This is a genomic window from Psychrobacter aestuarii, from assembly GCF_904846035.1.
In the GTDB taxonomy this organism is placed as follows: domain Bacteria; phylum Pseudomonadota; class Gammaproteobacteria; order Pseudomonadales; family Moraxellaceae; genus Psychrobacter; species Psychrobacter aestuarii.
In genome coordinates this window covers 2,591,081-2,604,408 of record NZ_CAJGYT010000001.1, presented here as the reverse complement: position 1 = coordinate 2,604,408, position 13,328 = coordinate 2,591,081, and the positions used below count along the sequence as shown (strand labels likewise).

Below are 13,328 nucleotides of genomic sequence, written 5' to 3'. Positions count from 1 at the left end.
GCAGATACCCGATGGCCTGTTTTATTTATTTTGATTAATTGATTTAGGAGTGCGTCATGAGTCAAGACTCCCGTGATGATGCCACGCAGTACCCCAAAGAGAGTGCAGACAACCGCCCTGTTGCCCCTGCAGATAGCGAGCAGCCAACGACTGCGGACAATGATGCTGCACAAGAAACGGACAATGAAAACGCCGCAGCAGACGACACCCCCATGCCGCCAAAAGAGCCGATTCCCTCGCCTGCGCGCTGGTCACCCAAGAAAAAATCTGCCCTTGGCTTGGGTCTGTTTGGCGCGTTAATCTTGATTGGCGTGGGCTTGATTCTCTACGCATGGCAGCTGCCGCCATTCACCTCGCATGTACAGCAGACGGACAACGCCTTTATCAGAGGCAAAACGACCATCATCAGCCCGCAAGTCTCAGGCTACGTCGATAGTGTGATGGTGCAGGACTTTGATACGGTCAAAGCAGGTGATGTGCTGGTAAAAATTGACGACCGCACCTTCACCCAGCAGCTGGAGCAAGCGCAGGCCAATATCGATGTGGCCACCACCAACCGTGCCAGTAACGTCCAAGACACGCAGTCCAGCAGCGCTCAGATTGAAGCGCGGCAAGCCGACCTGTATAGCGCACAAGTGAGCGTACAAAGTGCGCAAGAAGATGTACGCCGTTACGAAGGTCTGGACGCCATCGGTGCGGTATCCAAGGCAGAAGTCGCCCATACCAAGGCACAACTGGCAAAAGCGCGCGCTGCGGTGCAACAAGCCGAAGCCAATCTACAAGCCGCGCGTGAAGCCAAAGACAAAACCCGTGGCAGCCGCTCCTCTTTGGACGCGAATATCAAAAACGCCGAAGCCGCCGCCAAGCAAGCGCAAATCAATCTGGACAATACCGTCATCACTGCCCCTGAGCCAGGACAGCTGAGCCAAGTGAGCGTCAAGGCAGGTCAGTTCGTCAATGCGGGCACGCAGCTCATGTACATCGTGCCCAAAGGGGTGTGGGTGATTGCCAACTTTAAAGAAACCCAAGTGGCAGATATGCGCATCGGCATGCCAGCGACCATTCGCGTGGATGCACTCGGTGGTACGGAGTTCACTGGGCACATCAGTAACATCTCACCCGCAACGGGCAGTGAGTTTAGTGCCGCCGCGAGCAACCCTGCAACGGGCAACTATATTAAAATCACTCAGCGTATTCCTGTGCGTATCGATCTCGACCCCGATCAGCCGCAGCTGACGCAGATGCGTCCTGGGATGTCGGTCGCCGCCAGTATCGATACCCGCGCGCAGTAAGCGCATCGTGTTATAAAAGCGCGTGCGTGATAAAAGCTAAAGTCATCACGATTGCTTACACATAAAAAAAACCACGGTACAGCGTAAATGCTGATACCGTGGTTTTTTTATGAACGCTAATCACTTAACGACTAAGGCAGCAAGCGCGCCGTGTGCCAGTCGGTTTGTGCATTATCTTTGGTGTAGACAATGCGGTCGTGCATACGATTGGCGCGCCCTTGCCAAAACTCAACGCGCTCCGCACAAAGCTCATAGCCGCCCCAAAATTCAGGCGTCGGTACGGCACTGCCTTCAGGGTATTGGTGTTGCAGTGCTTCAAAACGTGCTTCCATCACCTCACGGTTATCAACCTCGCCACTTTGCGGCTGACTGACCCATGCGCCGACTTGGCTGTCATGCGGACGCTTTTGAAAATAGGCGGCAGATTTTTGCGCATCGATTTTATGGATATGTCCGCTGATACGAATCTGTCGCTCGAGCGCGTGCCAAAAGAACAGAACTTCCGCTTGCGGATTGTCAGCGATATCTTGACCTTTAGCACTTTCATAATTGGTATAAAACACCACACCCGACTCGGTCAGCTCACGCATCAGTACAATACGCACGCTTGGCTTATTGTCCGCGCCGCACGTGGCGAGGCTCATGGCGTATGGCTCAGGTACTTGTTGTTCAATGGCGTCTTGCATCCATTGTCCAAATAAAACAAAGGGCGATTGCGGCACCGACTGTTGTTCAAGGCTGCCTTTTTCGTAAGACAGGCGCTGCTCGGTAAAATCCAAACTCATGATGGCTCCTTTACGCTGTTACGCTATAGTGTACTGCGGGCCGCGACCCGACAGCAATTATCCCAATACCGCTCTGATTTTATCGGCCAACTCATTGGCCATCACATCGCATTCAATCTCATCGTCCGACTCGACCATGACACGAATCATCGGCTCAGTGCCTGACTTACGAATCAATAAGCGCCCGCGCCCTGCCAGCGTCGCCTCTGCCTTATCAAAGGCGGCAACTAGCTCGTCATTGTCATACGGGTCTTGCATCTGAGCGAGGCGCACATTCACCAGCTTTTGTGGCAGCACTTCAAAACCATCGGTCAACTCACTGAGCGCCTTGCCTGATGCTTGCATTACTGCCAGCACTTGCAAGCCTGCAATAATGGCATCGCCCGTACGGCTCTTGTCCAAACACAAAACGTGTCCTGATGGCTCGCCGCCCAGTATCCAGCCTGCGCGCTCCAAGTCCTGCATCACATAGCGGTCGCCGACCTTGGCGCGTTTAAAGTCAATACCTGCTGCTTGTAGCGCCAGCTCCAGCCCCATATTGCTCATCAAGGTACCGACCACGCCTTCAGCTTTGCTTGCGCCTTTGGTGGCTAGGATATACAAGATGCCATCGCCATCGACCAGATTGCCTTTTTCATCGACCATAATGATGCGGTCGCCATCACCATCAAGGGCAATGCCCACGTCAGCATCATGATTAATGACGGCTTGCTGCAAAGATTCTGGGTGCGTAGAGCCGCAATCAGCATTGATATTGACGCCATCAGGGGTGTTGTGGATAGCGATAACTTGTGCGCCCAGCTCACGCAGCACACGCGGCGCAACGCTATAGCCTGCACCATTGGCACAATCGACCACCACTTTTAGGTGCGTCAAATCGTATTGATAAGGGAAACTGCCTTTACAAAATTCGATATAGCGACCTTTGGCATCGGCAATGCGGTTGTTTTTGCCAAGCTCAGCAGGGTCAATGATGGGCATGATGACGGTGTCAGGCTCAGCATTCATGATGTCGTTCAGCTTATCATTGATGGCGTTTTGCATCTCATCGCTCAGCTTTTTGCCTTCTGCAGAAAAGAATTTGACGCCATTGTCATAATACGGGTTGTGTGAGGCGGAGATGACCACGCCTGCATCGGCGTGAAAACTGCGCGTCAAATGCGCGATTGCAGGGGTTGGCAAGGGACCGAGCATGTGTACATCGACACCTGCCGCGTTAAAGCCCGCTTGTAGCGCCGCTTCAATCACGTAGCCCGACAGACGGGTATCTTTACCGATGACCACGCTTGGCTTGCGCTTGCTTTTTTGGTTGTTCTCTATGAGTACGCGCCCTGTGACGTAGCCGAGTTTTAAGATAAAGTCAGGACTGATTGGCAATTGACCGAACTTTCCGCGAATACCATCTGTGCCAAAATAACTCATAGTGAACTTACTCCTGTTTATAAAAATATCAGCTGCCGAACACGCTGGTCCGCAATTATCGTTATTGGTCTGTCTCTTGGTTTTGTATCATAGCGTATTGTACAAAAAAAAAGCCAACAATGAACCTGCATTGTTGGCTATTTTATAGACAAATTGTCACTAATGCTTAGTTCACGCGATAGTTTGGCGCTTCTTTAGTGATTTGTACGTCATGTACGTGTGATTCTTTCATACCTGCTGAAGTCACTTTGATGAACTGTGGCTTGCGGCGCATCTCTTCGATGGTGGCGCAGCCAGTGTAGCCCATTGATGAGCGCAGACCACCAACCAATTGGTTAACGATGCCCGCAACTGGACCTTTATACGGTACGCGACCTTCGATACCTTCTGGTACCAATTTTTCAACGCCGTCTTTGGCATCTTGAAAATAACGGTCAGATGAGCCGTTTTGACCAGACATCGCGCCAAGGCTACCCATACCGCGATAGGCTTTGTAGTAGCGACCTTGGAACAGCTCAACTTCACCTGGGGCTTCTTCAGTACCAGCCATCAATGAGCCAACCATGATGCATGACGCGCCTGCGGCAATGGCTTTTGCCATATCGCCTGAGAAGCGAATACCACCATCAGCGATTAATGGAATGGTGTCTTGTAGTGCACTTGCCACGCTGTCAATGGCTGAGATTTGTGGCACACCGATACCTGCGATGATACGCGTGGTACAGATAGAGCCAGGACCGATACCGACCTTGACCGCGTCCGCACCTGCGTCACGTAGGGCTTTTGCCGCGTCGCCTGTCGCGATGTTGCCACCGATGACTTGAATATGCGGGAAGTGTTTTTTGACCCAAGAGACTTTTTCAATCACGCCGCGCGAGTGACCGTGTGCGGTATCCACAACGATAACGTCAACGTCAGCGGCGACAAGGGCTTCGATACGTGCTTGCGTGTCTGCACCAGTACCGACAGCAGCGCCCACACGTAGGCGACCTTTTTCGTCTTTGCAGGCGTTCGGGTTGTTTTCTGCTTTGGCAAAGTCATTGACCGTAATCAGACCGCGCAAGCTAAAGTCATCACTCACGACCACGACTTTTTCGATGCGGTGCTCGTGCAATAGGCGCTTGATATTTTCGTTACTCTCGCCTTCTTGTACGGTGACCAACTGCTCTTTTGGCGTCATGATGTTGCTGACAGGCTGTGACAAATTGGTCTCAAAGCGCCAGTCGCGGTGGGTTACGATACCGACCACGTGATCCGTGCCTTTGGTGACGACAGGCACGCCTGAGATGTTGTTGTCTTTGGTCAGCTTGATCAGCTCACCGATGGTCGTCTCTGGCGTGACGGTGATGGGGTCAACCACAGTGCCCGCTTCAAATTTTTTGACGCGGCGGACTTGACGGGCTTGCTGCTCGATGTCCATGTTTTTGTGCAAAATACCCATACCGCCGAGCTGTGCCATGGTGATGGCCATTTCAGACTCAGTGACGGTATCCATCGCAGCTGAAATGAGTGGCAGGTTTAGCGAAATATCTTTCGTCAAACGTGTCGTGAGGTCGGCCGTCTTTGGCAGCACTTCAGAATAAGCTGGCAACAATAAAACGTCATCGAAAGTAAAAGCGTCATCGACAATTCGCAACATACATACCCCTAGCGGTGGTTATTTTGGTGGGCAGATACCAAGCGCCTAAGTCATACCTAGGTGATGACCGACTCAACTGACCATAACGACTAAAAACACCGTCATACGTCATCGCGGTCATTCGCGCTCAGTTATCCTATAAAAATAACGCCACATTATAACAAATAAGCCCCGCCCTAGCATACTATATTTGTCAGATTATTTGTCCGCGTCTGGCAATACGATGTCTTTTGGCGTCTGCGCGCTGCTGTTGTCTTGAGTTAAGGTAAAGCGCTCTGTCGGCAGATACGCGTTTTGCTCACGGTGCAAGTAGCCAAGCATCGTCTCGCGCACTTCACAGGCCAGCGTCCACGCCTCAATCGGTCCGATGGCTGAGACCGCGCCGCGCATTTGAATGGTGTTTTCGGTCACTTCTACCACAAAGATTTCAGGCGTCGTCTCGCCATCCCACAGCGCATTGTTTTTGGTCACCTCAATGAATTTTTGGCGAATCACACCGATATCGGCACCATAATCGACATACAAAAATACAGGACACGTCTGATGCGCCTCGGTGTGTGACCAGTTTTCAATCACATCGGTACTAAAATTACGCATCGGCACAATCAGGCGGCGCTCATCCCATGTTTTAAGCACCGCATAGGTATAGCGCAAATCTTCAATGGTACTAAAGTCGCCATCCAAAATCACACTGTCGCCAATACGCACAGGCTGGGTGATGGCCACCTGCATCCCTGCGATGATGTTGCCCAAAATAGGCTGCGCTGCAATACCAATCACCGCGCCTGCAATCCCCGCAGAAGTCAACAGTGTCTTGCCAAGCCCTTCGATATTGGCAAATTCGCTAAGACCAATCCAAATCCCGCCCAATATCATGACAAAGATAAAGACCCGCCGAAATATCGACACGTAAGTACGGCGGCGGCGACCTTTGTCAAAATGCTCGGAGCTGAGCGTCTCAATCTGCAAATCTCGATAGCGATTGGCAAAAAAGTTAATGATGCGCACGCCAAGCCACATGGCGCTGAACACCAATACGATCCACACAATCGGGCGTAACGATGACGCCACCGCATCCAGATACGGAAAGCCCCCAGAGACCAGCGTAAACACCAATGAAGAGCTGATGGTAAAGGTCAAGGGTACGGTGAACTTGTCCACCAAATCGGCAACGCCGCGACGCCCTTGCAAATGGGTGCTGCTGCTCTCGTCAATCACATACCAGTTGAGCAGCTTGGCTGTGCTTTTACTAAACAGCCACCCAAGCCCCATGGTCAAACCGACGAATAAAAATAGCGCGACGAACTCCCAAACCGCGATGCCAAAGATACGCATCTCCATCCAGTCAGGCAAATAGCGCTCAAACTGGGCAGGATGGTACTGCTCATAGAGGTTGTCGATATTCTCAACCGTCTGCGCCGAAAACACCCAAATCGGCGTCTGCTCCTCGACCCGCACCCGCTCTATATAAATCGGTATGCGCCGCTCACGGTAATCAATGTAGCCAAGCTTAATAGAGCGGCGAGGCACGCCCATCACGCTGCTGGTATCGCCAATCGGTGGCTCAATCAAGCCATCAGAACGGTCAGGCATCTCATCAAAGGCATAAAGCTTTTTTTTGTTTAATAAAAAATCCAAACGCCGTGCCAACTCTATCGCCTGCCCGCGCTGCAGCTCAACATCAATCAAGTTCATGTTCAGCGCATAAGCGGCCAAATCAAACTTGCGCTGCACGATGGCGGACTGAAAAAACTCAAGCGTCGATAGTGGCGTCGATAAGTTCGGCGGCTCTGCCAACTCTGGCAGTCCAGCATTTAGTACCTTTAGCTCATAATAGCTTTCGTTAAAATCGCCAGTAAGCCCTGTATCACCCTGCAACTGCCCTGCCTGCTGGGCGGCATTGTTGTTGATTGGGCTTAAAATCTCCTCTTTTACTTCAGAGGGGTTGCGACTGACTTGTTTAATCTCTTCTAGCTTTTGCTCAGCATAGCCCATAAAGTCATCGGGCGCAGGCTCGGTTTGCTCAGCATTACCCGCTGTGTCCGCTTCAGTGTGCGTCACGGCATGGCTGAGGGTCACTACCGCAGACAGAACAAACCAGCACAAAAACCGCCAAAATGACAAAAGCGGTGACGACCAAGCAGAACGCTTAGCACCAACAGGTGTAGACTTAATGTTAGGTAACAAAATGGTATCCATAATAACAGGGCAGATGATGCTCTCACTGTACAAAAAAAAGCCTGCAATCGCAGGCTTTTTTTGTTGATATGTTGTTGACTATACGCTTATTTTTAGCGCCTAAACCCCAAGTTACGCACGGCGCCATGTCGTGCCGCTGCGGCTGTCTTCCAGCTCAATGCCCGCTGCTTTTAACAGCTCGCGTATCTCATCAGCACGCGCAAAGTTTTTGTCTTTTTTGGCGGCGGCGCGCTCGGCAATCAGCGCATCAATGGCGCTGTCACTAAGGCCATCTGCATTGTCGTCACCGACCACTGCTTGTAAAAACTGCGACGCAGGCTGCCGCAACAGGTTCAGCGCAGCGGCAAGTGCTTTGAGATGGCTGGCAGCTTGGCGTGCGCTTGTCATGTCTTCTGCTTTGACGGCACGATTGACATCACGTGCCAGCCCAAACAGCACGCTGATTGCCGCAGCGCTGTTAAAGTCATCATTCATCGCCGTGATGAACTGCTGACCTGCCTCACTGGCATACGCCGCATCGGTGGTGGCGGCATCAGTGGGCAGCGCGTCATGTTGTTGCTCAGCGATTTTTAATGCGTGATACAGGCGGCTTAGGCTATTGTGCGCTTCGGTCAAGGCGCTGTCTGAGAAGTTTACCTGACTGCGGTAATGGCTGGATAATAAGAAAAAGCGAATGGTCTCAGGCAAATACTGCTGCATTACGTCGCGAATGGTAAAAAAGTTACCCAGTGACTTGGACATCTTTTCGCCATCGACATTGATAAAGCCCACGTGCATCCAGTTGCGCGCGTATTCACAGCCCGTGCTGGCTTCAGATTGGGCAATTTCGTTTTCATGATGCGGAAATTGCAAGTCATGCCCGCCGCCATGAATATCAAAGGTGTGTCCCAAGCACTTGGTCGACATCGCCGAGCATTCAATGTGCCAGCCTGGACGCCCGTTGCCCCATGGTGATGCCCAGTGTGGCTCATTGGGCTTTGCTGCTTTCCACAAGACAAAGTCAAACGGATTGCGCTTGTCATTGTCCACATCGACACGCGAGCCTGCCTGCATCTCATCAAGGTTGCGCTTTGAGAGCTTGCCATAGTCGGCAAAGTGGTCTACCGCGTAGTACACATCACCATTATCCGCGCTATAGGCGTAGTCATTGGTGACCAGATTTTGAATCATCGATTGCATGTCATCAATGTGGTCGGTGGCGCGTGGCTCGGCAGTCGGTCGCTCGCAGCCGAGCATCGTCGCGTCTTCGTGCATCGCCGCAATAAAGCGCTCGGTTAGGCTACCGATGTCTTCATTATTCTCTGCGGCGCGGGCGATGATTTTGTCATCAATATCGGTGATATTGCGCACGTAGTTGACGTCATAGCCAAGCGCTCGCATCCAGCGCACCGCCATATCAAAGGCGACCATCACCCGCGCGTGACCAATGTGACAGTAGTCGTACACCGTCATGCCACAGACGTACATGCCCACCTGCCCTGCAACAAGCGGCTGAAATTGACGTTTTTGTCCAGTCAATGAATCATAGATGGCGAGCTGCGTGGCAGCATCGGCAAGAGGTGTGGTCATAAAGGTATCGCCTTTTTGGTCAGAATATAAAAACTATCGTCGAATACATATCAGATATATGTGCCGCAGCACGGCTGGGTGCGCGCGGACGCCGATTATCTTAGCGAAAATGGGCATAAAATACTACAATGGCGCATAAATACTCAATTTTATAAGTAGGCATAACTATGGGCAACCGTTTAAGCAAGATATACACGCGTACGGGCGACGATGGCAGCACAGGCATGGCAGATGGACAGCGTATCAGTAAAGCCGATGCCATATTTGCCACGATGGGTGACGTTGATGAGCTGAACTCGCAGCTCGGTATGGTACGCGCGCAGCTCTCAGCCGCACCCACACACCACGGGGATAAAGCAGATGCCGAGCTGATGCAGACCTTGACCATCATTCAGCATCTACTGTTTAACCTAGGCGGTGAGCTTGCCATGCCAGAATATCAAGGCGTGAATGACCAGCACATCTTGTGGCTAGAGGCGCAGATTGACCACTTAAACAACACACTGCCACCGCTAAAGGATTTTATTTTGCCAACAGGCTCAGCGCTTGTCAGCCAGTTGCACATTGCGCGCAGTGTCTGCCGCCGCGCCGAGCGTCAAGCCGTGGCTTTGCGTATCGAGCGCAGTGATGCTATCCGCCAGAGCGCACTTGGCTTTATCAACCGCTTGTCTGACTGGCTGTTTGTGGCAGCGCGCTTTTGTACCGACACCCAGCATAGCGCCGAGACGCTGTGGAATGCGGCAGTGCTACAAGGCTTTGATAACGCAGAATAAGGACTATACCGCCTACAAGCTATTTGACTAAAACGACAAAACGCCCAGTAAGTCTTGCTCACTGGGCGCTTTTTGTATCAATATTTTTTCAGCTTGCGTCTTTCAAGCCGCTGTTATTAGTAGGTCGCCTCATTGTCATAAGTGATGACCATTTCGGTTTGCTTGTCCGTCGGCACTTGGTTCAGACCTGATTGGTTGGCAGGCTTGCTCTCAGTAGGCTGGCTGGCAGCGCTGCTATTTGCACTACTTGAGCTGCTACTGCTGGTGCTGCCACTGTTGCTACTTGGCTCAGGGGCAGGTGCTGGCTGCGTGGGCTGCATTGGCTCGACGCGTGGCGGTTTAGGGGTACGCTGGATTTCGTTGGCACGCTGCTCATTACGGCGCGTGGCAGCGGCTGCTGCGCGTTCTGCATTGATTTCATCGATACGCTCTTTCACCACAGCGCTTGCCAATACTTCTGACACGCTATCGATAATCGCTGGACGACCCGCAATGCGCATCTGTAGCTGTCCGCCTTGCATACCGACCACATAGGTAAAGGCATCATCAATCAGCATATTGTTGTTGATGCGGATATTTTGCTCAGCAAGACGCGAAGGCAAGCTGGGCTGGTTGTTGGCCGCGCCAAAGGTGCTGGCTTGATACAAGTCTTCGCTAGACAGCGTCATGCTCACACTGGCTTGACAAGTGGTCATAGTGCCATCGCTTGCGTCTGGCAAGATATTGGCATTGTTGATATCGATCATCACGCGGTTGCTCTTTGTGCTGAGCGCGGCACTGTCGATACTGATATCGGCACGCTCAGCATAGTCTGCCAAGATACGCTGTGCCTCTTGATTCAGACCATTTTCGAGCGCACCTTTTAGGCGGTCTTCTAGCATAGGGTCATTACACTGGATAAGTGGCGTTTGTGGCTCTTCTACCACGACAGGGGCTTCTTCAGCCGTCTCTTCTGCTTTGTCTTCTGAGCGGTTACATCCAGCAACTGCCAGACCACATACAACCGTAATCCCTGCTATTTGCTGCCATTTTTTCCACTGATGATTGACTGCACTCATACCGCTTTACTCCCAAGCTCTTTTATAGGCGGCTGCCGTTGTCTGTGTTGCTCGCCCTATTCAGCCATCAACACAGACAACGGTTACATTGGCGCACGCCCATATCACATCTGTAAATAAAAAAATAAATCCCGCGCCATATGGCGGATGACAAGAAAATCAGCCCATTATACGGGGTTTAGATATAAGGGTCATCTGCCTAGCCCCTTGATATGCCAATAAAAACCCCTTATCGCGCAAAAATCCTGCTGTATTTGCAAAACAGTAACAAACCTGCTGCGCTTTAGAGAGTTTTTAGACACAATCAAGAATCCATAGCCATAAAAAAAGCCCGAACTTAGTCGGACTTTTTTATTATCCCTACAGATTAGCTGATTTTATTGACCAAAGGCAGCGGCAGATGCTTCATCATTTGCCCCACCAATGACCATGGCACACTGGGGACGCACGCCTCTTCGACCTCAGACTCAATCGCAGCCACAATCGCGCGTGACCCTGTATCGGCATCGACCTCAAACGGCAGCGGCTTGGCATTGGTATTGATTTCGGTACGGATATAACCTGGATAAATGGTACTGATTTTAATCGGTAATTTGGTCAAAATCATATCGGCACGGATGCCTTCTGCTAAATATGCCAAGCCTGCTTTACAAGCGCCGTATGTGGTCATATGGCGTGGCAAACCGCGCATCGCTGACATGCTCGATATGACGACCAGTTGACCGCTGTTTTGCGCACGAAAAATCTGCATCGCCGCTTCACATTGTGCCAGCGCCCCTACAAAGTTAATCTCCGCTGTACGGCGATTGGTCTCAAAGCGACCTTTACCAATGCGGCGGCTCTCGCCAACACCTGCATTGACTACCACCTTATCAATCGACCCAAAGTCTTTGGCAAACGCCTGAAACACCTCAAACACGGCTTTATAGTCCGCCACATCCAGCGTGCGATATTCGATACGAATATCAGGATACTGCTCGTTCAAGTCGCCTTTTAGCTGCTCTAAACGCGATTCGCGGCGCGCACAGATGGCCAAGTTATAACCCAGTTTGGCAAATTGCCGTGCCATATTTTCACCAAGACCTGAGCTTGCGCCTGTGATGAGTATTGTCTTGTCTTTGCCTGCTTGCTGCTTTTCGAGTCCTACCAAATAGCGCTCTGGCTGTAGCGCACTATAGGCATGCGCCTTACCCTTTTTTGCTGTATCGGTCACAAAATTTACTAACGTATTACGCATAAAGCAGTCCTATCACTGGTCTGAAAAATGATTGTTATGGTGTATTGTTATTAGTGAATATATAAGCTGCCCTATCGCCTCAAAGCAACTGCGGTATCTGATGTTGTCACTCATCATACAGCCGCCATCCTACCCAACATTAGCACGCCCGTTACAGATAGGTTTTGGCACACTGCGCCTAAGATAATAGCGATTATCTATGAGCGGTACAATAGCACTGCGCGAAAAGCAAGCAAAAACCTTACGCCATTACCACAGTGTCTTGCTGCGCTCAAATACCCCATAAAGACGCACAACAATTGCTTTATAACCCGTGCCTCTATACTATAAAACCGAACACACCCCATAGCGCTCATGGACGAGCATGCATCCGTGACCGCTACTTCAGTTTTAATCTTATTATTTAGAGTATTTATCTATGTTTAGTCTTAGAGATGTCTTTTTTGCCATCGTATTTTTATATGTTTTGATTGTTGCTTTTTTAAGCATAAAACTCGTTGTACGCGCGCAAATCTTTGACTCCTTTCAAGATTTTAAACATCAACTGGTACACGACAGAAGAAAACTGCTCAACCTAAAATGGCGTGCCTCATCGTTCCCAATCATCGACCCGAACGACAAAATGCTTCGCTTTGTCATACAAGCGCAAAAAAGACTGCCTTATATGCTCGTTTTTTCATTCGTCATCATATCGCTCTTATCAGATGACAAGGTTATTTTTTAAATAATACTATCGGTAAAAATTCTTATAGGAATACCATAATATTTACATTAGCTTTTATTAAATGAGATGTTTTTAATTTTAACTTATTATAAAAAATTAAATCTTTGTATGCTTATATACAAGCGCATCACACTTTTTGAAACCATTAAAACCTAAAATATCAAAATTCCACATTAGAGGCAATATGAAATATATGGCTATAAGTGTTTCGGTCGTTTTAATTGCTCTTTGCACCGTCATATACTTTATGTTTCATCCAAAGTCTGTAGCTCACTATTGTGTCGATGACACCTGTATTGATATTGTCGTACAAAATAAAATAGGCGTTGGCGGTGGCAGTAACTATGTAACTGTATATAGAGACAGAAAATTCACAAGGCTATTTCTCTATTTTGGTGATTATGCTCAATTTCAGATGGAGACACTGGCTCTTATATCGCGATATACCGTAGATGGTAAGATTGCTATTTCAGGTAGTCTGCCCGTCAAGATACAAGGCAATCTGAATGATATTTTGATATTCGAGGATTCTACCTTTTATAGAGAGGCTAGCAATAATGAAGTGGATGCATTTGATTTTGTTAGGGAGCACGGTAGAGCTATTTAGCTTCAGTGTTTAAAAATCGCAAG

General features: G+C 50.0%; 10 protein-coding genes. 3 read left to right on the top strand and 7 right to left on the bottom strand.

The annotated features are described in order from the left end of the window. The first annotated feature begins 56 nt into the window (after positions 1–56). A complete protein-coding gene (locus tag JMW05_RS11125) occupies positions 57–1,292 on the top strand; it encodes an HlyD family secretion protein (RefSeq protein WP_201505310.1) in 1,236 nt (411 codons plus the stop codon). Positions 1,293–1,423: 131 nt separating this feature from the next. Here the strand turns inward: JMW05_RS11125 and pdxH are convergent, their stop codons facing one another. From pdxH to cysS, 5 genes are all read right to left on the bottom strand, one after another. Continuing rightward, the gene (pdxH, locus tag JMW05_RS11120) at positions 1,424–2,077 is read right to left on the bottom strand and encodes a pyridoxamine 5'-phosphate oxidase (protein ID WP_201505309.1); all 654 of its coding nucleotides are present in this window, start codon (positions 2,075–2,077) and stop codon (positions 1,424–1,426) included. 57 nt (positions 2,078–2,134) lie between these two features. Then, the gene (glmM, locus tag JMW05_RS11115; protein WP_201505308.1) at positions 2,135–3,499 is read right to left on the bottom strand and encodes a phosphoglucosamine mutase; all 1,365 of its coding nucleotides are present in this window, start codon (positions 3,497–3,499) and stop codon (positions 2,135–2,137) included. Positions 3,500–3,665: 166 nt separating this feature from the next. Beyond that, on the bottom strand, positions 3,666–5,138 hold the full coding sequence (guaB, locus tag JMW05_RS11110; RefSeq protein WP_201505307.1) for an IMP dehydrogenase: 1,473 nt from the start codon (positions 5,136–5,138) through the stop codon (positions 3,666–3,668). Between the two features lie 198 nt (positions 5,139–5,336). Continuing rightward, positions 5,337–7,244, bottom strand: coding sequence for a mechanosensitive ion channel family protein (locus JMW05_RS11105; RefSeq protein WP_227691520.1), 1,908 nt, complete (start codon positions 7,242–7,244; stop codon positions 5,337–5,339). Between the two features lie 204 nt (positions 7,245–7,448). Continuing rightward, positions 7,449–8,906 carry a cysteine--tRNA ligase gene (gene cysS, locus JMW05_RS11100; RefSeq protein ID WP_201505305.1) on the bottom strand — a complete coding sequence of 486 codons (1,458 nt, stop codon included), beginning with the start codon at positions 8,904–8,906 and terminating at the stop codon, positions 7,449–7,451. 167 nt (positions 8,907–9,073) lie between these two features. On the opposite strand from cysS, the gene JMW05_RS11095 reads away from it, so the two are divergent. Beyond that, the gene (locus JMW05_RS11095; protein WP_201505304.1) at positions 9,074–9,679 is read left to right on the top strand and encodes a cob(I)yrinic acid a,c-diamide adenosyltransferase; all 606 of its coding nucleotides are present in this window, start codon (positions 9,074–9,076) and stop codon (positions 9,677–9,679) included. A 116-nt stretch (positions 9,680–9,795) separates the two neighbouring features. Here JMW05_RS11095 and JMW05_RS11090 read toward each other — a convergent pair whose 3' ends face one another. Next, positions 9,796–10,737, bottom strand: a complete 942-nt coding sequence (locus JMW05_RS11090; protein WP_201505303.1) for a hypothetical protein — start codon at positions 10,735–10,737, stop codon at positions 9,796–9,798. Between the two features lie 367 nt (positions 10,738–11,104). Beyond that, the gene (locus JMW05_RS11085) at positions 11,105–11,974 is read right to left on the bottom strand and encodes an SDR family oxidoreductase (protein ID WP_201505302.1); all 870 of its coding nucleotides are present in this window, start codon (positions 11,972–11,974) and stop codon (positions 11,105–11,107) included. Between the two features lie 908 nt (positions 11,975–12,882). Between JMW05_RS11085 and JMW05_RS11080 the strand changes: the two genes are divergently transcribed. Beyond that, entirely contained in the window at positions 12,883–13,305 is a 423-nt protein-coding gene (locus JMW05_RS11080) for a hypothetical protein (protein ID WP_201505301.1), read from the top strand. Positions 13,306–13,328 lie beyond the last annotated feature (23 nt).